21 protein-coding genes and 1 pseudogene are annotated in these 25,394 nt (G+C 63.6%); 6 read left to right on the top strand and 16 right to left on the bottom strand.

Translation table 11 applies throughout. The features are described 5' to 3' along the window. The 4 genes and pseudogenes from K288_RS0116610 to K288_RS0116595 form a co-directional block, all read right to left on the bottom strand. Positions 1-194 (bottom strand): annotated as a pseudogene (locus tag K288_RS0116610) (ShlB/FhaC/HecB family hemolysin secretion/activation protein); the annotation flags it as partial. Between the two features lie 253 nt (positions 195-447). Next, on the bottom strand, positions 448-1,431 hold the full coding sequence (locus tag K288_RS0116605) for a FecR domain-containing protein (RefSeq protein WP_027580567.1): 984 nt from the start codon (positions 1,429-1,431) through the stop codon (positions 448-450). 475 nt (positions 1,432-1,906) lie between these two features. Beyond that, the gene (locus tag K288_RS50635; protein ID WP_084799627.1) at positions 1,907-2,452 is read right to left on the bottom strand and encodes an RNA polymerase sigma factor; all 546 of its coding nucleotides are present in this window, start codon (positions 2,450-2,452) and stop codon (positions 1,907-1,909) included. A gap of 144 nt (positions 2,453-2,596) precedes the next feature. Then, a complete protein-coding gene (locus K288_RS0116595) occupies positions 2,597-3,322 on the bottom strand; it encodes an STN domain-containing protein (protein WP_244443160.1) in 726 nt (241 codons plus the stop codon). A gap of 545 nt (positions 3,323-3,867) precedes the next feature. Between K288_RS0116595 and K288_RS45740 the strand changes: the two genes are divergently transcribed. Both K288_RS45740 and K288_RS0116590 read left to right on the top strand, forming a co-directional pair. Then, entirely contained in the window at positions 3,868-4,290 is a 423-nt protein-coding gene (locus K288_RS45740; protein ID WP_152535560.1) for a hypothetical protein, read from the top strand. Positions 4,291-4,324: 34 nt separating this feature from the next. After that, positions 4,325-5,272 (top strand): UDP-glucuronic acid decarboxylase family protein, encoded by a 948-nt coding sequence (locus K288_RS0116590; RefSeq protein ID WP_027580564.1) that lies wholly within the window; start codon positions 4,325-4,327, stop codon positions 5,270-5,272. Positions 5,273-5,317: 45 nt separating this feature from the next. On the opposite strand, the gene gspM is transcribed toward K288_RS0116590, so the two are convergent. Genes gspM through K288_RS0116550 form a run of 8 tightly spaced genes read right to left on the bottom strand, consistent with a single transcriptional unit; the run spans position 5,318 to position 12,531 of the window. Then, a complete protein-coding gene (gene gspM, locus K288_RS0116585) occupies positions 5,318-5,893 on the bottom strand; it encodes a type II secretion system protein GspM (RefSeq protein ID WP_027580563.1) in 576 nt (191 codons plus the stop codon). Positions 5,894-5,896: 3 nt separating this feature from the next. Next, positions 5,897-6,925, bottom strand: a complete 1,029-nt coding sequence (locus tag K288_RS0116580) for a PilN domain-containing protein (protein WP_160168979.1) — start codon at positions 6,923-6,925, stop codon at positions 5,897-5,899. A 17-nt stretch (positions 6,926-6,942) separates the two neighbouring features. Then, positions 6,943-7,908 (bottom strand): type II secretion system protein GspK, encoded by a 966-nt coding sequence (locus K288_RS0116575; RefSeq protein WP_043160019.1) that lies wholly within the window; start codon positions 7,906-7,908, stop codon positions 6,943-6,945. Further along, positions 7,905-8,699: a prepilin-type N-terminal cleavage/methylation domain-containing protein gene (locus tag K288_RS0116570; RefSeq protein ID WP_027580560.1), complete on the bottom strand. Its 795-nt coding sequence runs from the start codon at positions 8,697-8,699 to the stop codon at positions 7,905-7,907. The genes K288_RS0116575 and K288_RS0116570 overlap by 4 nt, the downstream gene beginning before the upstream one ends. Beyond that, on the bottom strand, positions 8,696-9,166 hold the full coding sequence (locus tag K288_RS45735) for a prepilin-type N-terminal cleavage/methylation domain-containing protein (RefSeq protein ID WP_043160017.1): 471 nt from the start codon (positions 9,164-9,166) through the stop codon (positions 8,696-8,698). Before K288_RS45735 ends, K288_RS0116570 begins: the two co-directional genes overlap by 4 nt. Beyond that, complete coding sequence (locus K288_RS0116560) at positions 9,147-9,596, bottom strand: prepilin-type N-terminal cleavage/methylation domain-containing protein (RefSeq protein WP_027580559.1); 450 nt, start codon at positions 9,594-9,596, stop codon at positions 9,147-9,149. The genes K288_RS45735 and K288_RS0116560 overlap by 20 nt, the downstream gene beginning before the upstream one ends. 9 nt (positions 9,597-9,605) lie before the next feature. Continuing rightward, the gene (locus tag K288_RS0116555; RefSeq protein WP_027580558.1) at positions 9,606-10,811 is read right to left on the bottom strand and encodes a type II secretion system F family protein; all 1,206 of its coding nucleotides are present in this window, start codon (positions 10,809-10,811) and stop codon (positions 9,606-9,608) included. A gap of 7 nt (positions 10,812-10,818) precedes the next feature. Further along, on the bottom strand, positions 10,819-12,531 hold the full coding sequence (locus tag K288_RS0116550; protein WP_027580557.1) for a GspE/PulE family protein: 1,713 nt from the start codon (positions 12,529-12,531) through the stop codon (positions 10,819-10,821). Positions 12,532-12,599: 68 nt separating this feature from the next. Between K288_RS0116550 and K288_RS45730 the strand changes: the two genes are divergently transcribed. Next, a complete protein-coding gene (locus K288_RS45730; protein ID WP_051334573.1) occupies positions 12,600-13,193 on the top strand; it encodes an A24 family peptidase in 594 nt (197 codons plus the stop codon). A 114-nt stretch (positions 13,194-13,307) separates the two neighbouring features. Here K288_RS45730 and K288_RS45725 read toward each other — a convergent pair whose 3' ends face one another. The 3 genes from K288_RS45725 to K288_RS45715 form a co-directional block, all read right to left on the bottom strand. Beyond that, the gene (locus K288_RS45725; RefSeq protein WP_051334572.1) at positions 13,308-13,934 is read right to left on the bottom strand and encodes a sigma-70 family RNA polymerase sigma factor; all 627 of its coding nucleotides are present in this window, start codon (positions 13,932-13,934) and stop codon (positions 13,308-13,310) included. 275 nt (positions 13,935-14,209) lie between these two features. Then, positions 14,210-16,672: a tetratricopeptide repeat protein gene (locus K288_RS49615; protein ID WP_051334571.1), complete on the bottom strand. Its 2,463-nt coding sequence runs from the start codon at positions 16,670-16,672 to the stop codon at positions 14,210-14,212. Between the two features lie 237 nt (positions 16,673-16,909). After that, a complete protein-coding gene (locus K288_RS45715; protein ID WP_201449690.1) occupies positions 16,910-19,138 on the bottom strand; it encodes a tetratricopeptide repeat protein in 2,229 nt (742 codons plus the stop codon). 362 nt (positions 19,139-19,500) lie between these two features. On the opposite strand from K288_RS45715, the gene K288_RS0116525 reads away from it, so the two are divergent. The 3 genes from K288_RS0116525 to K288_RS0116515 all read left to right on the top strand — a co-directional run bounded on the left by K288_RS0116525 (position 19,501) and on the right by K288_RS0116515 (position 24,064). Continuing rightward, complete coding sequence (locus tag K288_RS0116525; RefSeq protein WP_160168978.1) at positions 19,501-21,357, top strand: substrate-binding domain-containing protein; 1,857 nt, start codon at positions 19,501-19,503, stop codon at positions 21,355-21,357. Between the two features lie 239 nt (positions 21,358-21,596). Further along, positions 21,597-21,869 (top strand): hypothetical protein, encoded by a 273-nt coding sequence (locus K288_RS53645; RefSeq protein WP_160168977.1) that lies wholly within the window; start codon positions 21,597-21,599, stop codon positions 21,867-21,869. Between the two features lie 200 nt (positions 21,870-22,069). Beyond that, positions 22,070-24,064: a substrate-binding domain-containing protein gene (locus tag K288_RS0116515; RefSeq protein WP_027580554.1), complete on the top strand. Its 1,995-nt coding sequence runs from the start codon at positions 22,070-22,072 to the stop codon at positions 24,062-24,064. A gap of 291 nt (positions 24,065-24,355) precedes the next feature. Here the strand turns inward: K288_RS0116515 and K288_RS0116510 are convergent, their stop codons facing one another. Next, complete coding sequence (locus K288_RS0116510) at positions 24,356-25,282, bottom strand: FkbM family methyltransferase (protein ID WP_084799623.1); 927 nt, start codon at positions 25,280-25,282, stop codon at positions 24,356-24,358. Positions 25,283-25,394: the final 112 nt, after the last annotated feature.

Raw genomic sequence — 25,394 nt, 5'->3', positions numbered from 1 at the left:
TCGACCTCGATCTGCGGCAGCTTGTCGGCGCCCTGGACCGCGAAGTCGTCGATGTCAAACCGCTGCGCAGGCGCAGCGCTCGGCGCCGCCGCTCCGTCCGGCGCAGCCGCAGCGGCCGCATTCGCCGGCTGCTGCGCGCCTTGCGGCGCCGCGCCAGCCGGAGCGATGCCGGCCACAATGCCAACAACCATCATCGCCACGGCCGACCGCCACGATCCACCCCGGCATTGCACCCAATGTCTGAAATCTCTGAGATCACTTCGACTTCGCACAGACGTTCGCCCATTTCGCGCAGACGCCCGCCATCGCGGCAGGACCACCACGACAACGACGCCTTACTCACACGACGATTGGGCGGGTGCTAACGTGCAAAAATTTCTGCGCGCAGCAGAAAAAACTTATTCATTTGTTAAGAAGTTAGCGCTTGTGACCGAATGCGATCGGCTTTCAGCTCAGCAGCACCACGCCGGCGGGAAGCGAGGTGATCCGCGCCCCGAATAGCTGCTCGACCTGGTCGACAAAATTCTCGAGCTTGTCGAGCTGGAACGTGCCATTGACGAGACGACGCTTCAGCTCCGCATTGGTGATGATGATCTTTCCGGGACGGTATCGGTTCACTTCGTCCACCACGCTCGCCAGTGGGCGGTCGCGAAAGATCAGCAGCCCGGCCTGCCACGCCGTCACCTGCTCGGCATCCACCGGGACGGATTGCTGCAGCCCTGCGCTGGAATAGGTAACCTGCTCGGCCTTGCGGAGCTGAACCGTGCTGCTGTTCTGTTCAACGGTCACGACACCGTCGAGGCAGGTCACGGAGACAACCCCGTCGAGACAGCGTGCATTGAAATCCGCCTCCGAGGCGCTGATGCGTCCATTTCCGGCCAGCATCACCAGCGGCTTGGATGGCGGCAGCTTGGCCGCGACCGAAGCCTCACCGGAAATCAGTTCGATCCTGGTCTCGTCCGGCGTAGAGCGCAGGGCGACGCTGGTCTGAGTGTTCAGCTCAAGCGAAACATCAGGCGTGACAGCTACCGTGCGGTGTTCGCCCTTTCCGGTCCTGTAGTCGGCCGAGAGTTCTTCGAGCGAGGGCCATAGACCGAGTGGTGGACGAACGATCATGGTGCCGGCGGCAGCGGCTGCAATTGCCCCTCCCAACACGAAACGGCGCGTGAACCGCTGGGGCGGCGGCGAAACCGTCACGACGGCATCGGGGGCCTGGTGTTCGTCGGCGAGTTCCCGGGCGGCGACGCTCGCCATCCGAAACAGCTGCACCGCTTTCTTGAATGCGGCATCATGTGCCGGGCTTTGTTCGCGCCAACGGTGCAATGCGTCCACTTCCGCCCGCGTCGGCTCGTCAGTTTTCAGGCGAACGACCCAATCAAGGGCCTCGTCCAGTAGCGGATCGGATTTGGATGTGCGGTTCGGCACGGTCACGATGACTCGCTCACTGCCCTACTCCCCAAATCCAGACCTGCTGACAGTATTGGACGCGCATGAGAGGCAATATAGATGATTCCATCCAGCATCCGGATGCTGCAATGGAGCTTTACGCAAATCATCAGGAGAAACAATCGGGAACACCAGCATCCTATTACTTGGCATGGCACAGTCGAGAATGTTGCGGCAATGGCGCTGCCTGCTGTCTCTACCTAAACGTGTACTTTGACCGGCTCAGCATTCCCCGCGAACCTCTTGCGCGCATATTCGCCGGATCCAAGCAACGACTCTCTCTATTCGATAGACGATCGAAACTCTGCTATCCCGCAGAAAAAAACCGCGAAAATTGAAAATCAGGCATAGCTTTCGACGCGGGCGCCGGAATGAGACGGGGCCTGAAGGCACCGTTCTGCAGCAAACAGCGGTGATCGACAAGTGCGGTTTCGGCCGTCACCGTTTTTCGATAGCAAATTCAATACGAACGGGGGCGCGGACCACCGAGACGACGGATTAATGTGTAATCGAGACAATTCGCACAGTGACTCAAGGCCAGCTTCAAATCACTTTCGACCGTTCGCACGCTAACGCCCAGACTGACTGCAACCTCGTGTGCAGGCCGCCCCTCGATGCCGATGCTGAGCAGCACGCGGCGGGGCCTGGCGGGCAATTCGGCCAGCGCACGCTTGAAGGCATCGATATCGGAACGTGCTTCCACCACTCGGGCGGGATCCGGCTCATCGTCGCAGACGTCGAGCAACGCCTCAACTTCGGATGCGCTGACACGATGGTTCAGGGCCTTCTTGGTATCCTTGGCGATGTTGATGGCTGTGCGGAAAATATAGTCGGACGGACTTCGCACGGGGACGGCATCGGTTACCCGCTCCAGCCGCAAGAACGCCTCATGCAAGGCTTCATAAGCGAAGTCTGAAGACCCCAGGCGGCGTGTCAGCTTTTTGACGAGATCGTCGTAGCTCTCGACGAACTGCCCCCGCAGCCGTACTCGATTGACACCAGCCACACTTCGCGCCCCCCAGACGCCAGCTCGATATGCAGACCGGACTATTCCCGTAGGCTTCTCGTAGCGGCGGCGCATAACACATTTATGACGACGGTAGAATCTTCCCCAGAGCACACCGCCTCGTCCGCGGGCCATCCACGCTTTTTACAACGACTTCACAACAACCACGATGCGCACCGGCTGAGGCGTGTTCGCCGGCGCCTGCCGGCTGATGGTGAGACCGCGCAATACCGTCGCCACGGCGGTGTCCCGCTCCGCATCACCCGTTGATCTGAACACTTCGGTGCGCTGAACCGTGCGGGACCGATCGATCCAGAGATCAAGGACAGCCCGATAGTTGCCGCCCCGCGTCCTGACATTCTTTTGCAGGGCCTTTTGAATGTCGGTCTGCAAGCTTTCAGTATAGTCGTGAAGCCGGCCGACATCCTCGACGTCATTCGAGGCCCGCACCCGCAACATCCCCAATGACAAATCCGCAGTGCCAAGTGGGCCGGCGGGAGGCCCGTCAACTGCCGCCGATGGCAGAGCAAGGGTAATCGCGTCCGGACGGGTATACTGGACTTTCAGGTCCGTTCCGGCCAGCAGCAGGTTCAGCGCCTGTTCGGCCGTAAAGTTGCCCACGACCGCCGCAGACTTTCGCCCGGTCGCCGAATTGCTCTCATAAAGCACCTGAACACCGGTTCTCTCGCCGTAAGCCTGCAGTGCAATGGCAAGCGGTTGTGCGGGAATATGAAACCCGATCGGCTCCGACACAGTAACGGCCCGGCGTTCTTCGGCAACGGCCGCACACATGCCGGCGATTACAAGGGCGCAAATCCAGGCGAGATGCCGTTGCCTCCAAGAGCGTTCAACCGTCTTCGCATCGGTCACAGCACAAGCATTTGCGACATATGATCGAATTGCCGTCATAGCCCCACTTCGCGTTGCCCCAGGGTCTGGTCAGTGTCTTGTTCTGAGCCTTCCGACTAGTCGCTGCTCAGCGCGGCGTAGGCGATATGCGAGCACTTTTTATATCCGAAGATATGACGGCCGTCTAACTGGCGCTCGATCGACCGGGCGGGCGGCCAACGTTTCCCGCATCGATGCCTTGCTTTCGCCGGAGCGTTTTCAAGCGAAGTGGACAACGGTTCGCGTGAAGAAAACGCGTCAAAACAAGAATCTAGAGCTTCGGTTCTGATTCAATCAGAACCGAAGCTCTAGCCCGCCGAGCGGTTGCAGCTCCTTGCGCGATTGGCTCGTCGGTACATCGCTTCAATCACCCCTACGCCTTCACCATCATCATCTCGCGAACACTCATCGCACTTATTTATTCGCTTGTGCATCCAGAGCACGAGACAATTACAACGCGAAACGCCACAAATCTGCAATGGTACGAACGCTATGCTTCAGCATCCGCTCACGTGGCAGAAACTGCAATGAATGGCCGCAGTGCGTCACCTCATATGCATCACATGCGTTATCGACAGCTCATTGTAACTGTGATCGCGGCGCTACTCTCTTCTGCTGCGCATGCAGCCGAATTCACCATCGTCAATGCTTCGAACACTCCATTGCAGCACCTGTATGTATCGCCATGCGGGGCACGGCAGTGGGGGCCAGACCAGCTTACCGAAGCGCTGCCGCCGTCGAGACTTTTCACCGTCTCCAGCATCACACCGGGCTGCTACGATATCCAGTTCGTGGTTGCGCCCTGGAACACCTGCGTCATCGCGGGCGCATCGCTGCGCCGCAGTGAAGTCTGGAAGGTGACACAGTGGACTGTGTTCGGGTCACAGAGTGGCGATTGCTCTCATATCGCCGGCTACGTTCCCGTAAGGCGCCAGCCGTGGATCTGGTAACCCACATCGGCTTCGGACATGAAGAGAGAGTGACGTGGCAAAGGTGTTGGTGACCGGCGGCGCAGGATTTCTTGGTTCGCATCTGTGCGAGCGGCTCGTCGAGCAAGGCAACGATGTGCTTTGCGTCGACAACTATTTCACCGGCGGCAGGGCCAATATCGCACATCTCATCGGCAACCCGCGCTTCGAGATGATGCGCCACGATGTGACCTTCCCACTCTATGTCGAGGTGGACACGATCTACAATCTGGCCTGCCCTGCCTCTCCGATCCACTACCAGTTCGATCCGGTGCAGACGACCAAGACCAGTGTCCACGGCGCGATCAACATGCTGGGGCTCGCCAAGCGCGTGAAAGCGAAGATCCTTCAGGCGTCGACATCCGAAGTCTACGGCGACCCCGAGATTCATCCGCAGCCTGAGGCCTATTGGGGCCGCGTCAATCCCATCGGACTGCGCTCCTGCTACGATGAGGGCAAGCGCTGCGCCGAGACCCTCTTCTTCGACTATCGGCGCCAGCATGGCCTTCGGATCAAGGTCGTGCGGATCTTCAATACCTATGGCCCGCGAATGCACCCTAACGACGGCCGTGTCGTGTCGAACTTCATCGTTCAGGCGCTCAGGGGCGACGACATCACCATCTACGGAGACGGCAGCCAGACCCGCAGCTTTTGCTACGTGGACGACCTCATCGAGGCCATGATCCGGACGATGAACACGCCGGACGATTTCGCGGGCCCGATCAACATCGGCAATCCGCGTGAGTTCACAATTCGTGAGCTGGCCGAGGAGGTGATCGCGCTTACGGGATCACGGAGCAGATTGGTGTTCATGCCGCTGCCCTCCGATGACCCTCGGCAGCGCCAGCCGGATATTTCGCTTGCCCGCACCGTGCTCGACTGGACGCCGCGGATCGAGCTTCGAAGCGGGCTTGAGAAGACGATTGCCTATTTCCGCGGCGAGATGAGAGCTGCCGCAGAATAGCTCGTCCGCCCGCCGCTCTCTTGCGGCCGCCGATCACGTCATCGTTCAAGCAGTTTTCCGACGCCAGAAGGCATGCACGCTCAGATTGACCTTCAAGACAGGGTCGGCAGTTGCGCGCTCGCCGGAACCGCTCGGCTGCACCAACAGGGCATCGACGAAAACATAGGGCGCGCCGCTCTCAAGGCGATAGAGCAGGGATTGCAGATTGGAAAGCGTGGCATTCAAGGTAATCTGCAGCCGAACAGCATCGCTTTTGTCATCGCGATCCGCAGGCGGAACCCCGGACGAGACCAAAACGGCCTGCTGATCCGTCACAAGCTGCGACAGATAGGCCTGAAACTGCGCAGCGGCGAGCCCGCTGGTGGGCGCGTCCAGGAATGCGAGGGCAGGAGCTGCCGAGGGCTGATTCTGCCGACTTCGATTGGCCACCGACCGTGAGCGCGCCTGCAGGTCCGCAAGCTGATCGCGTCGGTCGGCGAGCGTCTGCAAGGCCTCGACGCGCGTCTGCAACGCACCCGCGAGCGCAACGACACAGACGATCAGCAATGCACAAAAGCCTCCCACCGCGAAGACCTGCTCGCGGCTGACATCGAGCTTCAGCTTCAGATTCGGCTTCAGCATGGCCTAGCCTCCGTCGATCCTGGGGTGCGCCTCGACGCGCGCCTCGATGTGAAACATGAAGCGCGTGCCGTCGGCGCCGCGCGTTGTAGGAGCGAAGAAATGCACATCCCTGAGATGTCCTGATTGCTCGAGCAGAGCAATCAGCGACGGCGCGTCATCGGCGAAGCCCACGATGCGCAGCGTCGCGCCGTCGAGATTCAGCTCGGTGAGATGAGAATTGTCCGGAAGCGCACGGGAAAGCGCCTCGACAACGATCACGGCCACGGGCGAGGTTTCCTTCAAGGCCCACGCGCGCTCGGGAGGCGCGAGAGAAGGGATCGATTGCCGGGGGAGAGCGCCCTTGACCTGGCGCTGCAGCGCCGCGATGCGCGTCCCGACATCTTCGCTTTCGCTGTCCGCGGACGTCGCAGTCATAAAGGCCCAGACGTTCACGATGAGGGTGATGCAGACGGCGGCGGCCATCAAGCTGCCAATGGTCTGGCGGATACGCGCGAGGCTTTTGTCGGTCGCATCGGCAAGCCGCGACCACAGAACAACCGGGATAGCGGCGTCGGCAAGATGCTCGCCCGCCACGACGCGGTCGACCCGCAACCCCATCCCACCCAGGCGCTGGCAGGCCTCGTCGAGCACCGCGCGCGAGGTGATGAGAACGCGCACGTCGAGGCTCGTCGCATCCTCGCTCGGTCGGACATCGAAACCATAGGCGGCCTGGTTCGCGCGCCAGGGGCACAGACGTTCGATCTGGTTGCGGACGATGCCGGGCAGCAGGTCGCGGGCCTGGGCGGGAACGCTCATCCGACGCGCGACGAATTCGTCGGCCGGCAGCTCCAGGATTACGAAACGGTTTTGCGCGGTGCGAGCAATGTCGTCCGGCAGCGGCGCACTGGTGGAGACGATCGCTGGCGCCGCTCTCTTCGCGTCAGAAACGACCCACTTGTCGTCGTCCTGGGCGAGTTTCAGCCAGTTGCGGGCACGGCGGCGCTCCTGCCAGCCGAGCCACAGGCGGGCCAGGATGTCGATCCAGCGCTTCATGATAATGTCGATACGCATCAGCGCGCCCCCATCCGCATGACACTGTCCGTTCCCGCCCCCGGCGACGACGGATTCCAGGCGAGAACACGGTACGGCTGCTTGTCGTCGGGCAGCAGCACGATGAAGGCCTTGGCCCTGGCCGTGTATCCGCCCACAGTTCCGGCGACGAGATCCACCGCGACGACCTGTCGCCGCTGAGCCTTCAGATATTTCTGCGCCTGCCCGAGCAGGAAACCGAGTCGCTCGGGATCGACCAGCGGCGCGCGCCGCATTTCGAGGAAAGTGTCAAGCCGCGCCTCGTCGACAAACGGCAGCGCCCGCAGTACCGCGACCGGTGCGGTGAGCGGATTCACGCCATCGCTCCCGTACACGGTGATCAGCGGCGCCATCGCCGCCATCCAGTCCGCTCTCATGCCGGGAATGCTCGCAAGCTGCCGCACATCGGTGAGCGGTGCGGGAGCTGATGCCGCCGGCTGATCGGGCCCGGCTTCCACCTCATCGGGCTCGGCCAGCTCCTGATCGGGCTTGGCGGCCGACGCCGGCTGTTTCAGCGCCGCGCTGGGCCGCCGCGCCTGCTGATCCGGACCGCGCAGATCGACGATCCTTTTGGCCAAAGCGTTCGCGTCGTCATCCTCGGCTCCGACATAGCGAAACAGCGACGCCAGCAGCGCGACCGGAGCTTTTCCGATGTCGATTCGGCCGCCCTCGTCGCTCACATTGACGCGCACCGATCCGGTCGAGAGCGTAATCGTGGTGCCACGTGCGACCAGTGGCGCATCGCGCATGGCGGCCACCATGCCGGCTGCGGCCTCAAGTCCCGCCGTGAGCAGCGCATCGGCCTGCACCCGCTCGCGGTCGATGCCGACAATCCCCGCGAGGCTGCGAAACGTGGTCGACGTCGCCATTACCAGCGCCGAGCAGAGCGCGATCGCCCACAGCACCGTGAGCAGCACCATGCCGCGCTGGTTGGTTCGGCGGCTCATCCGCGCCCTCCCGCCTGCTGGTCCTTCGCCGGCTCGGCCTCTTTCGCGGGCTGCTCCTTTACCGACTTGGACCCGCGACCGGTCAGACAGGTCGCTTTGGCGCCTGGCCGCGCACAACTGATCGGCGCATCGGCACGGAGCGCAAATTGCACGGCGGGCACGAGCTCGGCGCCGCTCGCACGGTCGCGGATCGAGAGCCGCACCAGGCGCGGCGGCAGCGGCTGCCCACTCCAGGTATCGCTCCAGGTCACGGTGCCGTCCGCCGCAAGGCTGCCGAAGGCGAACGCGATCTCGACCTTGCCCTCGAGCATCTGAACGGGGTCGCGCAGCGCGATAGTCTCGAACGGCGTGCGCGGCCCGCGCCATGGCGCGCGGCGGCGTACCAGCTGGCTCCTGTCATCCCGCTCCTCGACAGTCAGGCTAACCACCTCCTCGCCCTGCGGTCCGGCCACCGTGCCGCCGGCCGCCACGAACTTGACTTCCGTGGGCCCACCGGTGAAGGCAGCCATCCGATTGCCGCCGCCCCCGGACTGCGGAGCGAGAGACTGCGACACCAGACGCGCCGCGGCGAAATCCGCCGCCAGGCGCTCGATCGCAAGCAGCATCTGGTCCGCCCGGCCCACGACGCCGGTCCGGCGATCGAAGTTGAGCGCTACGTTGTGGATGAGGGCCGCGGTCGCGACAATCACCACGGACCCGATCGCCAGTGCGGCGAGCACCTCGATCAGGGTGAAACCCTGCACGCCGCGCAGCGTTGATTTCGGCAGACCTGGTTTTGCGATCACGATCATTCGTCGGCTTTCTCTGCCAGCCGCAGCGTCTCGGCGCTGACCACCTGCCCGGGCCCCCACGACACTTTCGCGCTCACGCGGTAGGCGATCCAGCTCCGGCGCTTCGCGGCGGGCTCGTTCGGTTTCTCCTGGGATTTCTCCACCACGGTCTGCATCAGGCTCCCCTCCTGCGGCACCATGGCGTCAACGAACATCGGCTCAGCCGTGACCGTCCAGCGCAGGCCCGCCGTCTCGCCGTCGCGTGGCCCCTTCACGAGCGCCATGCGATCGACGGGCGCGTCGAGGATCGCGCGCAACAGCGTCTGCGCGGCAATGCGGCCGTCGATCCTGTCGGCGATCCGGCGCGCGTAAAACAGATGCGGACCGAGCACCGACACGAACGCCAAAAGCAGGGCCATCGCGACCAGCGCCTCGATCAGCGTGAACCCTCCGCGCGCGGCGGCGTGGTCACGGCAGATCGACTGCAACGCGGCCGTTGTACCAGTTGACATCGACCTCATAGCGCACTCCCTGCCACGAGAATTTCAGCACCGCGCCGGTCGAGGCGCCGTCCGGCTCGAACCGGACCACCGCCTGCCGTCCCGACCATTGCGCGTCGACACCGACCACATCGACCACCACATCGCGGGGAATCGCGATGACCCCGCTCTCCCCAACAAGCTGCCGATCCCTTGCGTCGAGCGAAACGCTGCGGCTCTGCCCGGTGAGAACCGCCGCGAGCCGTTCACGCCGCAGCAGCGCCGCGGTCTGTAACGTCAGTGCCTTCAGGTTCGCCCGCCCGGTGCCCGGCACCATCGTCACCACCAGCGTGGCGAGGATAGAGATGATCAGCATCACCGCCATCACCTCGATCAGGGTCGAGCCCGTGCGTGGATCGTTGATGCCTGCTCGCGCCATCAGCCGCCCCTACATCGCAAGCTCGGTGATGCTGAGCAGCGCGCTCATGATCGACACGATCAGCGTGCCGACACCGATGCTGACCGCAATGATGGTGATCGGCCCGATCGCGCCCATCAGCCGGTCGAGACCGATGGCGAGCCGCTGCTCGTAGAATTGTGCGGCGTGTTGCGCGATCGCCGAGAGGTCACCGGTCTCGTCGCCGACCCGCAGCATGCGGACCGCAAGCGGCGGCACGAGTTCGCTTTCGGCAAGCGCGTCGATGAAACGGCGGCCGTTGCGGACCTGGTCGTGCACCTGGTCGACCGCTGCCGCGTAGCGCGGCTCGGTGATGATGTCGCGCAGGATCTTCAGCGCGGTGGGCAGCGACACGCCGTTCTCGACCAATAGTCCAAGGGTGCTGATGAAGCGGGCGGTGCGACGGTCGTTCATCACCCCGGCCACGCCGGGAATGGAGGCGAGCACGCCCACGAGCCGCGCCCGCGCCGCCTGTTGCCGCAGCATCAGCCAGCCGACCAGCAGGATGGCAGCACAGGCGCCGAGGAACGTGTCGAGATTGGCGCGCAGCCAAGCCGACATGGTCAGCGCGAAAGCCGCGCCCGCGTTGAGCTTTCCGCGCAGCTCCGTGAAGACAGACTCGAACTGCGGCACCACATAAAGCAGAAAGAAGAACAGGATCACCAGCGCCGATCCGACCAGGAACATCGGATAGCGGACCGCTGCGCTGATCCGCTGCGACAGCTGTTCGCGCCGCGTGCGGTCTTCGACGATCGCGCGCAGCACTACCTCGAGCTTGCCGGACGCTTCGCCCGCCCGCACCATGGCGATGTAGATCGGCTCGATGATGGAGTCGTGGCGCTCCAGCGCTTCCGCAAAGCCATCGCCACCCGAGACGGCCGAGCGCAGGCCGCCGGCGAAGCGCGCCACGGCTTTGTTGGTATCGTCCTCCAGCGTCTGCAGCGCGGCTTCCAGCGTCAGCCCGGACCGCAGCAAGAGCGCCAGCAGACGCATGAAGGTGGTCAGTTCGCGCGGGCGCGGCAATCCGCCGCTCGAGATGCCGCTGCGCCGCGCGCCGCCGCCCGCGATCTCCGCCTCAACCGGCAGGTGACCGAGATACTCGATGCGCCGCAACACCTCCTCGCGCGAGGGCGCGTCGACATCGCCGAGAATGATCTCGCCGGCCTTGGTCAACGCGCGGTAGCGGTAGTGTGGCATGATCGCCCTACAAGCTCGTGGTCAGGCGGAAGATTTCATCGAGCGTGGTCTGCCCGGCGCGTAGCTTGTTGATGCCGTCCTCGGTCATGGTGGTCATGCCCTCGCGCCGCGCCGCGGTTTCGAGGTCGGTGGAGTCGGTTTTCGGGCCGATCGACCGTCGCAATGCCGTGCCGATCTCCATGATCTCGAACACGCCCTTGCGTCCCCGAAATCCTGTGTGGCCACACCAGTCGCAGCCCTTGGGCCGGCAGACCACCTCGCCCGCCTCGATGCCGAGCGCTGCATAGCGTTCGTCAGCGGCGATTTCAGCCGGTGACAAGGAGTGACCTTCCTTGCAGTGATCGCACAGGATCCGCACCAGCCGCTGCGCCACGATCACCCGCGCGCAGGATGCCAGCAGAAAGCTCTCGATCCCCATGTCGATCAGCCGGGTGATGGCGCCAGCCGCGGTGTTGGTGTGCAGCGTCGTCAGCACCAGATGGCCCGTCAGCGCAGCGTGGACACCGATATGGGCCGTCTCTGAATCGCGCATCTCGCCGACCATGATCACATCCGGGTCGAGCCGCATGAACGAGCGCAGCGCCGATGCGAAAGTGAGCCCGATGCCCGGATGCACCTGGGTCTGGTTGATGCCCGGAATCTGGTACTCAACCGGATCTTCGATGGTGAGGATCTTGCGGGTGGGCTCATTGATCACCGCAAGCGATGCCGCAAGCGTGGTGGTCTTGCCCGAACCGGTCGGTCCGGTGACGATGACCATTCCGTAGGGTGCCAGCAACGCCTTGCGCAGGGTCGCCTCGTCGCGCGCACTGAGGCCGATCTGGTCGAGCGATACCAGGCCCGCTCCTTTGCGCAGCAGGCGAATGACGGCGCATTCTCCATGCATCGTCGGCATGGTGGCGACCCGCAGATCGATCTCGCTGCCACTGACGGCGATGTGCGCGCGCCCGTCCTGCGCCAGGCGGCGCTCGGTGATGTTAAGACCGGCCAGAATCTTGAGGCGCGACAGGATGCCCTTGGCCATGCTCATCGGCGGCGCCGGCACGTTCTTCAGCATGCCATCGATGCGAAGCCGGACTTGCAGCGCATTGCCAGCCGGCTCGATGTGCAGATCGGTCGCCCGCTGCTCGACCGCCAGGCGCAACAGGTCATCGAGCGCCCGTACCACCGGCGCACCCCGCGCGAGGTCGCGCAGATTGTCGAGATCATCCTCGCCCGCGCCCGGGCCGACTTGCGGGGCGTCGCTCGGCTGATCGGGCTCGAGCCGCAACGAAAGCGCGGCTTCCAGATCATCGGCAGTGGCCACGGCGAGCGCGATCGGCCTGCGCAGCGCGAGTTCGATCGCCCGCAACGTCTCGTCGTCGATCGGAGCAGCTACTGCGAGACGCAACGTTCCGGCCGCGCTCTCGCACGGGAAGAGACGCTCCTCCTTGAGGAAGCGGGTCGACATCTCGGCGCCGGCGAACCGTCCCTCGACCAGATCGTCTCGCCGGACGCGGTCGCATTGATAGAAACTGGCCAGTTCGTCGGCCAGCGCGGAGGGCGTGAGCTTGGTGACGGCGCTCCAATCGGTATGGCCGGCCAATCCGTCACCGTTACGGACCCGACGGGCGCCGCCTTCCTTGCCGTCGCGCAACGCTCCCCTGCCGGCGAGATAGGTCATGAAATCGATCGGCGGCGCGGCTGGTGTCGCAGTCGCATTATTTTCGTGCGCTAGCATTGCACAGCTCCGACATGCCTGGCCCGCCCGGCAGGTTTTCTCACAACGCGAAGCGACACGAGACGACGATGACGATCGACGACCACGCCGATGACGATGTGACTGCGGAGGCCCTGCAACCCGACCGCACCGTGCTGGTTTGCGGATTTGCCGCAGTCGCGCTGATCTCGATGGCAACGCTGCCATGGCCGCATGCGCTGGCGTCGACCATTCTCGGCACGCTGATGGTTGCCGGCGCCGATATCGACGCGCGCAATTTCCTGCTTCCCGATATCATCACTGGAAGCGCCCTGTTCGCCGGACTTGTCGCCACGACTGTGCTCGATCCGTTCGATCGCTGGAGTGCGCTGACCACCGCACTGGGCGGCGCCATCCTGGTTGGCGCGGCGCTCTGGCTGATGCGTCAACTCTACCAATGGTTGCGGAAGCGCGAAGGGCTGGGTCTCGGCGACGTCAAGCTCGCGGCCGCCGTCGGGGCGTGGCTTCCGCTCGACACGGTGCCCCTGTGCTTTGCGTTGGCAACCAGTGCCGCGTTGATCGCCGTGCTGCTGGCATGGCTGCGTGACCGTTCCGTCGCGCGCACGGCGAAACTGCCGTTCGGCGCCTTCCTGTGCCCTGCCCTTTGGCTGGTCGACTACGCCGTGCGGCTGCAGGCTGTTTAAGCCTGGATTTGAGCGTATCAGATGCGGGTGGCGAAAGCTTCGCAGCTCTAGCGCCAGGCGTGGCGCCGCCACCTCGGCACAACGCACGGTATGAGCCTGCATTGCCATTGCATGTCACCTGCCACCGCCGAATGGCAATCGGCGAGCAAGCGTATCGTTATCGCTCGCAGCAATTCGCGATGAGTGATCCAGCTGGCCGAACGGACTTCGGCGCCGGAACGCCCCCGGCATCCGCGCACCGCGATCCAGACAAACCGCGCAATGCACCACCGCCTGCTTGAGCTCGACCTGTATCGTGCGCACGCTGACGCCGAACCGCTCCGCCACCTGCCGTAACGGCACCTCGTCAACACATATCGCCATGAGAATCTCCCGACGGCGGGCGGGTAGCTCCTGGATCACCTGCTTGAGCGCGTTGATCTCGGAGCGGGCTTCGATAATCCTTTCCGGGCCGGGACTTTCGTCGGCCAGATCGAACAGCGCATCGGTTTCCGAAACGGTACGGCGGCGGCGCTCCGCAACACGCCGATTGCTGATGGCACTCATCGCCACCCGGAACAGATATGCATGCAGATCGCGCACGGGCCCGATGCCGTCCGCTTTGCTCAGGCGCAGAAATGTATCCTGCAAAGCCTCGTTGGCGAGATCCGCAGATCCGGTCCGTCGCGTCAAACGTTGTTTGAGATCGTCGTAACTTGCGACGAGAAGAGTGAGCAACGCCGTTCGATTGGTGTCGCTCATTGCAGGGGCCCCATCCCCAACCGCGGCATTTGACACGCTTCAATTCGGTCGCGCTGTTTCTAGCCAAGGTTGATGACATCGAAATGAAACCACAACGCGTGGTCGCTTCGTGACGGCGCGCGCCAGTGTCAACGACAGACGTTTGATTTCGTTCGCAATAAACGAGCGGCAACAATGTGTCGCTGGTTGAGACGACGATCGTACATCCGCAGATACCGTCAGCGATGCAAGGTTCTGCGCAAGTGCGACTGCGATCGTTCACAACGAAGCGCATGTCACGCCATTCCGTGGATGGCCATGGTTGAGTGCGACGCGTGCACACGTTCGATTCCACGCAAGGCCACGGCATTTTCCGCATCGATGGTCAGCGCTTCGCGGAAACTGGTCTGTGCATCGTCGGGACGAGCGGTCGCGAGATAAAGATCGCCGAGCGCGCAGCGAGCGGTAACGCGCTGCGGATCGAGCGCAAGCGCATGTTTGAGGCTGATTTCCGCGCCCTGCGAGTTGCCGCGCGCAGCGCAGGCGCACCCGAGCGCCTCATAGAACTCCGCCGATTGTTGCTGATTGATCTTGGTCGCCGCCAGGAAATGCATCATGGCGTTGTCGAGGTCGCCGAGCTCGCACAGTGCAAGGGCGTATTGGGCGTGCACCGTGTCATCGTTGGGCGCGAGCTCCAGCGCCTTGCGGTAATGTTGATGGATCATGCGCTTCACCACATCCGGCTCGATGCCGGTCGCGGCCCCTGCCTCACCTAGCTTACGCAACGCCGACGCATAGGCCACATGCGCCGCCACGCTGGTCGGCGCGAGTTCGATCGCCTTGCGATATTGGGCAAGTGCTTGCTCGTTCTGCTTTGCATCCAGCAGCGCATCGCCCAGCGCGATGCGGGCCGGCGCAAGATCGGGCGCGTGCATCATAGCCGTCTGCAACAGCATGATCGCACGTTCGCCATGACCCGTGACGAGCTCCAACGCACCGAGATTGCACAGCGTGTTGATATGCTCCGGCTCGAAAATAAGAACTTGCACATACAGCTTTCTCGCGCGATCGAAATTCCCGGCATGATGATGGCGACAGGCCTCGACGAACAGTGCATCGCAGAGAACCGGGTCGGCCGCACGCGGCAGCGAGGTCATGTGCAGCGCCGAAGCCGTGATTGGATCCAGGGTCCTGTCCGCCGGCAACGGCACCTCGGCCCCCGCGAAGGACCACAGCTCCGTGCGCAGCCGACCGACCACCCCGGCCCAATCGCCCGGCCTTGTTTGCCGGAACAATCGCGCCTGCGGATACCAGGGTGTATCGTCGCGATCTCTGAGCCAACGCCAGTCGCTGCTTTTGGCGAGCAGGACCCAGACCGGCTTGCCCATCGCGCCGGCTAGATGCACGATCGCATTATCGATGGAGATCACGAGATCAAGATTGGCGACGATCGCCGCCGTGTCGGCGAAGGAGCCGATGTCGATCTCGGCACCGGGATCGATGATGCAATCGTCGAACTCCGTCAGTTGCTCTCGTCCGGCTCCGACCTGCAGGCTGATGAAGCGCGCATTCGGACAGTCAAGGAGGGGACGCAGCGCATCGAACCGAATCGACCGGCGCTGGTCGTTGAGATGGGCCGGATTGCCCTGCCACACCAGGCCGACGGAGACGCCGGACTGACCACCAAAATGATCGCTAAGGCGCTCGCGCCATCGAGCTGCCAGTTGTGCATCAGGCGCAATATAGGGAATGACGGCCGGAACCGTGTCGATCCGCGTATCCGAGACCAGCGGCAGCGATAACAGTGGCGCATGCACGTCGAACGCAAGGGCCGTCGTCTGATCATCGACGACGTCATCGATGCCCGCGACCGTGCGCATGAGCGGCAGCAGAACCCGCGGCGTGCGCAGAATCACGCGGCCGCCGCGCGCCTTGACCATCGGCGCATAGCGCACGAATTGGAGCGTGTCGCCGAATCCCTGCTCGGATTGTAGCAGGATGGTCTTGCCGGCGAGTTCTTCGCCCAGCCAGCGCGGGCGATCGGTGCGCAACAGGTGTTTGCTGACCCTCGGGTCTGATAGCCGCCCCTCGTATTCGGCCCAGGCTGCCGGCCAGTCGCCGACCCCGAACAGGCAGACGGCGAGCACCGTGCGCAGTTGGTCCTGCTTGGGATGCCGCTGCAGCGCATCGCGCAACATCGTGACACCCTCGTCATGCCGCCCAGTGTCGCTGAGCAGCCACCCGAATTCGAGGATCGCCTCGACGTAGTCAGGCGCATGCGCAAGCACGTCGCGGATCGCGTCATGGGCGAGATCGCTGAGGTCCAGCGCTGCCAGAGCGCGCGCCAAGCCCAACAGCGCCGCCGCATTGTCCGGCTGCAGCGTCAACGCGGCCGCAAAGGCGGCCAGCGCCTGCGGGTTCTGGCGGGCCTTGAGCAGGAGGACGCCGAGATTGGCATGGGCCTCGCCGTCAGAGGGATCTAGCTGGATAACCTCCTCCAGCAAGTCCAGCGCCCGCTCGTCCTCGCCGCTTTGCAGCGCGATCAAGCCGCGGATGTGCTGGATCCGTGGCCGCACCGCAGGCTCCGACGCCACGGTCTCGAACAGCACCTCCGCGCTGTCGAACTGACCGCCGCGATAGAGTTCAAGCGCGCGGTTCATGACGGTTTGGACGAATTCCATCCGCCGCTCGGACGGCGCCTGGTCCAGCATGGAGCCTGCACGCAACGCCTGCGCCTCGCTGATCGCTGCTTTCGACATCGGTGCGGTCCCTTCCTAGTGCAGAGCGGGTTAGCGAAGCATAGTCCACGTTTCACTTGCGACGTGGGGCGGCGGACTACGCCTTAGGCCAATCCACCCTACGGGCTCTTTTTCTTCGTCATGGCGGGGCTTGTCCCGGCCATAACGACAGTTAGAGCAATGCATCCCTATTCGTGGTCACCGGGACGAGCCCTGCGACGACGAAATGAGAGACCGGGCGTCTCTCAAGATCAAAACCTACGCTGCATCCCTCGCGGTGCGTGCCTCGCACCACTCGGTCCACAGTCGCGTCAGTTCGCGTGACAGGTTGTCGGCGAAGCGTGGAGCATCACACAGCGGAGAAGCGGCGACGCGCGCGCGCAACCCGCAGCGCAGCTCAGCGAGCTCGTCGCGCCGGTGCGTCCAGTCGACCGCCATGGCGACATAATCGTCGATGCTATACGTGCAGAAGCTGCTGAGGCCCGCGGCGGTGAGATGCGCCGCCGAGTGACGGCCGGCGAAGGTCTCGCCGACGAAGGTCACGGTTGGAACCCCCATCCACATCGCCTCCAGCGTGGTGACACCAGCCGAATAGGGAAACGGATCGAGCGCCAGATCGACTTCGCCATACGCCTGCAGCAGCTTCAACTGCTCGCCTTCGCCGACGAGCTCGACACGTTCGCGCGGCACGCCACCCTGGCCGAGCAAGTTGTAGATGGCGTCGCGCGTGCTCGCCTCGCCGAGACCGCCATAGACCATCAGGATGCGAGAATCCGGCACCTGCGCGAGAATGCGCGCCCAGGCCTTGCCAACTTCGGCGTTGAGCTTGGCGGGCCGGTTGAAGCACCCGAAGGTAAAGCGATCGCCGTTCGCGCCCGGCAGCGGCGGCACCTCGGGCGCGTTGGCGGGCGGCTGATAACAGACGTAGCAATCCGGCAGGCGGATCGGACGCTCGACATAGCTCGCGTCATGCTCTGGCGGAATTTCCACCGGATCGGCGATGAGGCCATCATAGGTGTCGAGCCCGACGGTGCCGACATAGCCGGCCCAGCCGAGCTGAATCGGCGCCGCGCGCATGGCGAACAGCGACAGGCGGTTGCCGGCGGTGTGGCCCGCGAGATCGAACAGGACGTCGACACGATCCTCGGCGATCTGCCGCGCCAGCGCCGCGTCGTCGATCCCCGAAATGTCGCGCCAGGTGACCGCGACCGCCTTGTAGCGCTCGCTGAAATCGTCGTCCTGCTGCTTGCTGTCGGTCTTGTAACAGACGATCTCGTAGCCGAGCTTCGCCAACTCTTCAAACGCTCGCAGGACGAGGAACGACACCGCGTGACGATGCAGGTCCGCCGACACGAGGCCAAGCCGCAGCCTGCGCGCCGGATCCGGCGCGTTCGGAAATGCAAGACGATCGATCGGCGCATGCGGCCGATAGAGCAGCGCCCACCGCCTGTGCTCGCGCAACAGTTCGTCACGCGTCACGCCCGGCTTGTGCTGAAGCGCGAACAGCAGGGTTCCGGCAACCGCAGCGTTACCGGGATCGAGTTCGCCGGCGCGCCGATAGGTTGTGACCGCCTCCTCGATACGCCCCTGGCCGAGCAACCCGAAGCCGCGGGCCACATGATGCTCGGCCTGCAGCGGCTCGAGCGCCAGCGCGCGGTCGACATAGACGAGCCCGCGTTCGAACTGGCGATGATTGATCAGGAAGTGACCGTAGAGATATTGCGGCAGCGCGACAGTCGGCGCGCTGTCGGCGGCGAGCTTGAACAGCCGCTCCGCCTGCTGCTCGCGCTCCGCCAGCCCGAAATTCATCCCGAGCTCGAGGATCGCCTTGTAGTTCTGGCTGTCGATGGTGGAGGCGGCGCGGAGATCGTCGACGGCCTTGTCGAACTGACCATCCATCACATGAGCAAGGCCGCGGGTGCGATAGGCATCCGCATAGCCGGCGTCGAGCATGATCGACTTGTCGAGCGCCGCAAGCGCTTCGTTGCGCCGGTTCTCAGTCAGGAGAGCGAGACCAAGGCTGTATTGGGCGAGCGGCATGCTGGGCATCAAACGCAGCCCCTCCTGAAGATAGGGAATGCCATCCCGCGTGCGTCCGGTGCGCGCAAGGCACGTGCCGAGCTCGGTGAGTGCGGGCGCATGGGTCGGCGTCACGCGAAGCTCCGCCATGAACGCTTCGCGCGCATCGTCGAAGCGATCGAAGCGGCACAGCGCGACGCCCTTGCAGTAGTTGAAGCCGGCCTGATCGGGCGCAAGCCTCACCGCGTCGTTGAACGCACGCAGCGCCTGGCGCCAGCGGTCCTGCTGCGCATGCGCGACGCCCTGCTGATGCAACTCCTGCGCCCGCTTCAGGTTGGCTGAAGGAAGATTGCCTGAAAGACGCTCACCGCCTCCGTTTGCAAATGGCTGCTGCGCTGGTCGCACCAAGATTGCATGGCCGCCATGCTCCACGTGAATCGCAAGTCGCCCGCTCGAATTGTCTTTCATGTGGGGAGGCTCCGTTTGAGACGAATTCCCGCCAAGGTGGTGTCGCCAACAGACACCATCAGGTCGGGAGTCCATAAATCATCTCGCAGAGTATTGCCAAGTTATTTTTCGGTTCACGGTCTCAAAAATTTTCTGCGTGTACCCGAAGTTCATGTTGTCTAATAGACGTTAGCCAATCATCGACGACGGAGGCATGACTTCGGCGCGTGAGTGACTCGTTTTCTTCTTAGAATTATTCCATGAGTCTGAGAAGAAGACTTAAAAATTACTCCATTACATCTTGAACATTACTCTACACTCTCGTGACGACGGGATGACGACGCACGCCGGTGATCCAACCCACAGGACCCAGTGAGATGAAAATGCAAACGTCCAAATACCTGCTCGGCACCGCTTCGGTGCTCGCACTACTCGCGTCGTCGGCCGCCACGCCCGCGAACGCGCAAGCCACCGACGGCCTCTACTTCGGCGGCAGCTCGCTCGCCTCGGAAGCCTTCCGGCAGATCTTCGACTGCTACACGGGCGCCACCGTCGGCGGCGACGGCTACACGTTTGATGCCACCTTCCCGGGACCGGGCAAATTGCCGACCACCTGCACGACAGCTGGGCCGGTGGCTCCGTGGCTGCAGGGCATGTATGCCGGCGTCGGCAGCGGCAACGGTTTCCGTGGCTTCATCAGCAACAAACCTTACCAGTGGTTCAGCGGCAGCCAGGTCACCACCGTCGCGGCCAATACGCTGATCAACACGCCGTTCCCCCCGGCATCGCCGCCATTCGTCGACAGCGCCAATTCGACCAATTTCGGCAACTATCCGTATCCGCGCGTGGACGTCGGCCTGTCCGACTCGCCGCTGCCCGGAACCCTCGCGGCCCTCACGACGGTGGCATTCAGCTTCACTCCAACCACCAACTGGTCGACCGCTGCCGGCGCGTTGGCCCAGATCACGCTGAACGCCGCCACCCAGGTGAATACCTACAGCGCGGGATCTTGGGGCAACCCGGTCCAGCTCCCGGCCTTCGCGGTCAACGTCGCGATCCCGATCAACATCAACAGCAGCTTGTTCGTGATCAACTCGAAGATCCCGTTCAGCGGCAATCCCACCACCGGCGGCGCCATCCAGCTCTCGGGGGCGCAGCTCTGCGCGATCTTCTCGGGTCTCGTGACCGACTGGAACAGCACGGCCAGCATCCCCTACCGCGACGACCAGGGCAATCTCCAGACCGCGCCGTTCCACTATACCAATGTCGGTAACGGCGTCGGCACGTCCCAACCCTACGTGGCGAGCCCCAACTCCCTGCCGATCAAGGTGGTGTACCGCCAGGACGGCAGCGGCACCAGCTTCATCATAACCAACTATCTGAAGGCTGTCTGTCCGCTGATCGATACCGCCAACACCTACGGCTACCAGTCGATCTTCAACACCACGAACCTGCCGAACAACAGCTTTGCCAATCTGATCACCAACATCGGCAACTTCCGAGGTCCTGGGCCTTGGTCAACGACCACGACCGTAACAACAAGTGCCTGGGTCCCCGCAACGGCAAGCGGCGGAGTTCAAACTGCGGTCGGCACCACCAGCGCCGGCACCATGCCGGGCCGCATCGGATATCTCAGCGCCGACTTCGTCAAACCCTACGCCATCAACCCCGACGCGCCTTATGCGGGTTCCGTGCAGAACGAGAACCAGCGCATCAACACCATCTCCCGTCCCGCCACAACCGGGTCAAGCCTGACGTTCATCCCGCCGACACCGACCAGTGCGGATAGCGCGTGGAGCGATGCAGCCCTGACACCTCCGGCAACGAATTCGACCTGGGCCGACTGGAACGTGTACGGCATCAACTTCGCGGCGACCGAGCCGAACCACGGTGGCATAGCGGTGGCGGGTAAACCCGTTCTCCCGCTGACCAACCGCGCCGGCGCCTACCCGCTGTCGGGCACGGCCTACCTCGCGATCTATAGCTGCCAAGGAAACGACACCAACGGACAGAACCTGATCGACTTCCTGAACTGGTTCTACCAAAATACTCTGCCCCCAGATCCGAACGTCCCAGCCATCATCAGGAACAACGGCTTCTCTCCGTTGAATGCCCTGTGGCTGCCTCGCGTTCAGAACGGACCTCTGTCTCCCGGCTCGGGCGTCGCCATCGCCCTCGCCTCGGGCGGCAGCGTGAACAACGATGGTTGCAACGGCGTCACCGGCGGCGCCAACCCCTGATGCATGATGGCCTTGGGTCAAGCCGCACTCACGCTTGATCCCAGACCGCACATCCCTCCGCGACAATCACCGGGCGCCTCAACCGAGGCGCCCGGTTTTTTCGTGCTGGCGGCGATGTTGCGGCCGCGCATGTTGCGGCAAACCGCATACCTGCTTGCGCAAAGAGGGACTTTCGAAAGCTCGGTGTCGTCATCCGACTTGGCCGTACGAATCAGTCCACGTCGACGTCAGTGAGCGCTATGAAGCGGAGCAACGCGCGACAGTGTTGTCCGGTCCACCGCGACATCCATCATCAACGCTCCGGGCTGATGGATCGCCCGGTCCTTCAGCCGGCGATGACGTCGGTGGCGATGATGATGCGCCTCGTTGCAGCAAACCCGGCTGTGACGAAGAAAGAAGCGCAGTCATTTACAGAAGACGACTGCGCGCGCCAGACGAGATGTCTCGCGCTCACAAAAATAAGGCAAGACTTGCTGCGCGTCGGGCTCGTTCAAATTGTCTTAGGGGTGTGAGCACTGCACTGGCGTCGTTCGATACGGCGCGGAGGGCCGCTTGGTTCTGCGCGTCGTGCTGTCCCATCGTCTTACGGACTTCCAAGGTCTTCTTCATCGTCATCCCATTCATTGTCATCGAACAAGACCTTTCCGGTCCCGAGACCCTGAGGCGGGTCGCGCGACGCCGCATCACATTGTCAAACAGGGAGTCTAAGGACATGAAGACGAAATCCTTCGCCGGGCGCCTGCTGGGCACGACCTCGCTGGTCGTGCTGTCGGCTGCCGCCATGCTCGGAGCCCAGCAACCGGCTGCGGCCCAGAGCACGATCTCGACTGGAATCTATGGCGGCGGCAGCATGCTGTCATCGCTGACGCTGCGACAGATCTTCGACTGCTATGCGGGCACCACTGTCGCCAATGACGGCCAGACGTTCTCGCCGAGCTTCACCACCGCGACGCCGAGCCCGGATCTCCTGCCCGCGAGCTGCACGCAGTTCTCCACCGCGGTCGAAGGCTTGTTCGCCGGCGTCGGCAGCGGCAACGGCCAGCGCGCCTACATCGCCAACGATCCGCGCCAGCTGTTCCGCGGCAATCCGAAGTCGACGCCGGCGCTGGTGAAGCGGCCGTCGCTCAACCCGCCATTCCGGGACACCGCGAACCCCAACTTCTCGAAATATCCGTATCCGCAGCTCGATTTCACCGCCAGCGACGCGCCGCTTGCCAGCACCAACCTGACCACCGTGTCGTTCGGCAACTTCCTCCCATCGACCAACTGGCAGAACACTCCGCTGATTGCGGCAGCAACCCGGAAGACGGTCAGCTTCAACACCGCAAGCGCCGGCGCTCCGATCCAGCTTCCGATTCTGGAAGTGCCGGTCGCCATCGCCGTCAACACCTCCAATCCACTCTCCGGCGTGACCTGGAACAACCAGTCCGCCCTGACGCCCAACACCCAGGCCGGCGGCGCCATCCAGCTCTCGGCCGCGCAACTGTGCGCCATCTTCTCGGCCACGGTGACCGACTGGCACGACACCTCCACTCTCATCCCCTATCTCGACAAGACCGGAGCCCAGCAGCTCCAGCACTTCTACGACGACAACACCAACGGCACCGTCACGCCCGTCGCCTATACCAGCGGCCGTCTGCCCATCCGCGTCGTCTATCGTTCCGACGAGTCCGGCACGAGCTTCATCCTCACCAACTATCTGGCCAACTACTGCCCGCTGCTCGACCCCACCGGAACCTATAACTACAAGGCGATCTTCACCGGCGTCGGGATCGCCAAGGGCGGAACGGTGACCACGACCGCCAACCTGCCGTCGAGCGACTTCGACAATCTCCTTGAGAACATCCGCGCGGTGAAAGGCGATGCGGAACACGATCATCGCGACTCGCTCGCGGTCGAGGACGATTCGGAGCGGCCCGATCCGCGCTGGATCAGCGCCGAAGGCAGCAACCATGAAGCGCTCAAGATCGGAACGAGCCGCCTGCTCGCGGGCCGGATCGGCTACCTGAGCGCCGATTATACCCAGCCCTACGCCACCACGGTGAGCGAAGAAATCCTGGGGCAGACCATCACGGCGCCGGCGCCGCTGTCCGCCAGCATCCAGAACCAGAACCAGCGCGTCGTCGGCGTCTACCATCCCGGCCAGGTGGTGAGCGGCCGCGCGCAGAACTTCATCCCGCCGACCCCGACCGGCGCACAGGCCGCGTTCCGCAGCCTGAACTTCCCGGCACCTGCGGTCACCTACAACGACTGGAACATCTACGCCCAGGTGTACGGGCCGGGCACCATCTTCGGCGGCGTGCCGTATGGCGGCCTCTCCATCATCGCGAATCCGCAACGCGTCGGCGCCTATCCCATCACCGGTGCGACGTTCATTAACGTCTATAGCTGCTATAGCGACGCCTCCGGAGCGCGCGTGCCTGCGCTGAAGAACTGGCTCGCCTGGTTCTTCGGGGGATCGCAGACCGGCCTGCCGCCCTACGATCCGGCAACCTCCGATGCGGGCGCCCCTGGATACGATCCGAACGTTGCTGCGATCATCCGCAACAACGGCCTCCATGAGCTGGATCCGGCGTGGGCGGCGTCGATCCAAAACCAGTATATCCTGCCCGGCATCGACGGCGGCCGCCCGACCGCCATTGCCGCCTACAATGCATCCGGCAACCAGATCGACGGTTGCCAGGGCGCCACCGGCGGCGCGAAGTGAGGCAAACATGAGAGCGTGATCCGGTATCCAGAGCGTGATGACTTTTCTTCGAATCGTCATCCCGCTCTCGTTCTTTGGTTGAGCATGATCTTTTTCGGAAAACCGGTCTCCACTTTTCGGATCATGCTCGAGCCGGATCACGCTCTGACCAATAACAGCGGCCGGGCCCTTCGATCGAGGGGCCCGGCTTTTTTTGCGGTTCTTGGGACGAGCGATAAACGCCGGTGGGATCGAATACTCGGAGCTTCACGGTCGTTGGCGAACGGCGGCGCATAATGCCTGCATCTCGAACTACGAAGCGGCGTCGCGCGCCGCGACAGCGGCAGCACGATGCGCTGCGGCCAGATCGAGATAGCGGCCGGGCGCTTCGGGGACGATCGCTTGTCGGTTGAGCAGATGATGGATGCAGATGCCTGCGAGATCGTATGACCCGTAGCAGTGATGTGCCATCAAAGCGAGATGTTTGAGCTGCTCGGTGCTGATGGCATCGGGCCTGGTGAAATCACGGACATAGACCGCGTCGGCTTCGAGCAGTTGATGGATCGCAGAGTAGACATGGGGTCCGGCCATCGGCAGGATCATGCGCCGGTCGATCGCGGTCAGAGCGTGAGGAATGAAGCCCTGGCCGCGCAGCTCCAGATCGATCTCGCTGAACACCGGCTGCTGCTTGTAGAGCGGGAGGAACGAAACCTCTGTCTGGATCATCACCGCCTCCGCAAGGCGCCGTCGCCCGCTCCGGAAGACCGCAAGCTCCGAGCCCTGCACGTCGATCTTGAGAAAATCCAACGCGTCGATTTCGTTGACATCGTCGAGCCTGCGGGTGGCGACTCTGGTTTCGGCAACGACACGCCCCCACTCGCTGAACAGCGCAAAGTGGCTGAGCATGTGCGGGTCGGGCTCCAGCAGACTGGTCATCCCGGACGAAGCGCAAACGCGAAGGCGTCCCTGCTCACCGTTGCCGACGACATAGGGCAGATAGGTTTCGAGATCGCTCTTGCGGGCATTCAGCGCGGCCAGCGCCTCGTCCTGCGGCTCGAAGCCGAAGACGCGGCACAGGCGCCTCTGCAGCATGGGCTTGTACGGCGGATCGCCGCCGACCGGGTTGGCGCCGATGTCAGCCACGGCGGAGAGGCGTTCGGGCGCGAGCAGTGCCCACAGCGGGTCGGCATCTGCCGCAGCGGCTGGTAGTGTGGGCTGCGTTGGCTGACCTGATGTCATTCGAGCCTCTTTTTGTGAGAACGCCAACGGGTCCGTGCGGAGCACGGCGCGACAACAGGCTCCGCATCTCTCGAGACGCGAGCCATACGGCCGAAGCGCCCGCGGCGAGTGG

This window comes from Bradyrhizobium sp. Ai1a-2 (assembly GCF_000426245.1).
In the GTDB taxonomy this organism is placed as follows: domain Bacteria; phylum Pseudomonadota; class Alphaproteobacteria; order Rhizobiales; family Xanthobacteraceae; genus Bradyrhizobium.
Note: the sequence above shows the minus strand (reverse complement) of the source record. Positions and strands in the feature narration are given on the sequence as shown.

What these genes read in the sequence shown, in the direction of transcription:
- K288_RS0116515 (WP_027580554.1), top strand. Translation starts at nt 22,070, where the DNA reads ATGAAGACGAAATCCTTCGCCGGGCGCCTGCTGGGCACGACCTCGCTG.
- K288_RS49615 (WP_051334571.1), bottom strand. Translation starts at nt 16,672, where the DNA reads ATGTCGAAAGCAGCGATCAGCGAGGCGCAGGCGTTGCGTGCAGGCTCC.
- K288_RS0116570 (WP_027580560.1), bottom strand. Translation starts at nt 8,699, where the DNA reads ATGATCGTGATCGCAAAACCAGGTCTGCCGAAATCAACGCTGCGCGGC.
- K288_RS45725 (WP_051334572.1), bottom strand. Translation starts at nt 13,934, where the DNA reads ATGAGCGACACCAATCGAACGGCGTTGCTCACTCTTCTCGTCGCAAGT.
- K288_RS0116575 (WP_043160019.1), bottom strand. Translation starts at nt 7,908, where the DNA reads ATGAGCCGCCGAACCAACCAGCGCGGCATGGTGCTGCTCACGGTGCTG.
- K288_RS0116525 (WP_160168978.1), top strand. Translation starts at nt 19,501, where the DNA reads ATGCAAACGTCCAAATACCTGCTCGGCACCGCTTCGGTGCTCGCACTA.
- K288_RS0116550 (WP_027580557.1), bottom strand. Translation starts at nt 12,531, where the DNA reads ATGCTAGCGCACGAAAATAATGCGACTGCGACACCAGCCGCGCCGCCG.
- gspM (WP_027580563.1), bottom strand. Translation starts at nt 5,893, where the DNA reads ATGCTGAAGCCGAATCTGAAGCTGAAGCTCGATGTCAGCCGCGAGCAG.
- K288_RS0116510 (WP_084799623.1), bottom strand. Translation starts at nt 25,282, where the DNA reads ATGACATCAGGTCAGCCAACGCAGCCCACACTACCAGCCGCTGCGGCA.
- K288_RS0116560 (WP_027580559.1), bottom strand. Translation starts at nt 9,596, where the DNA reads ATGGCGCGAGCAGGCATCAACGATCCACGCACGGGCTCGACCCTGATC.
- K288_RS45730 (WP_051334573.1), top strand. Translation starts at nt 12,600, where the DNA reads ATGACGATCGACGACCACGCCGATGACGATGTGACTGCGGAGGCCCTG.
- K288_RS0116555 (WP_027580558.1), bottom strand. Translation starts at nt 10,811, where the DNA reads ATGCCACACTACCGCTACCGCGCGTTGACCAAGGCCGGCGAGATCATT.
- K288_RS53645 (WP_160168977.1), top strand. Translation starts at nt 21,597, where the DNA reads ATGAAGCGGAGCAACGCGCGACAGTGTTGTCCGGTCCACCGCGACATC.
- K288_RS0116580 (WP_160168979.1), bottom strand. Translation starts at nt 6,925, where the DNA reads ATGAAGCGCTGGATCGACATCCTGGCCCGCCTGTGGCTCGGCTGGCAG.
- K288_RS45715 (WP_201449690.1), bottom strand. Translation starts at nt 19,138, where the DNA reads ATGAAAGACAATTCGAGCGGGCGACTTGCGATTCACGTGGAGCATGGC.
- K288_RS45740 (WP_152535560.1), top strand. Translation starts at nt 3,868, where the DNA reads ATGAATGGCCGCAGTGCGTCACCTCATATGCATCACATGCGTTATCGA.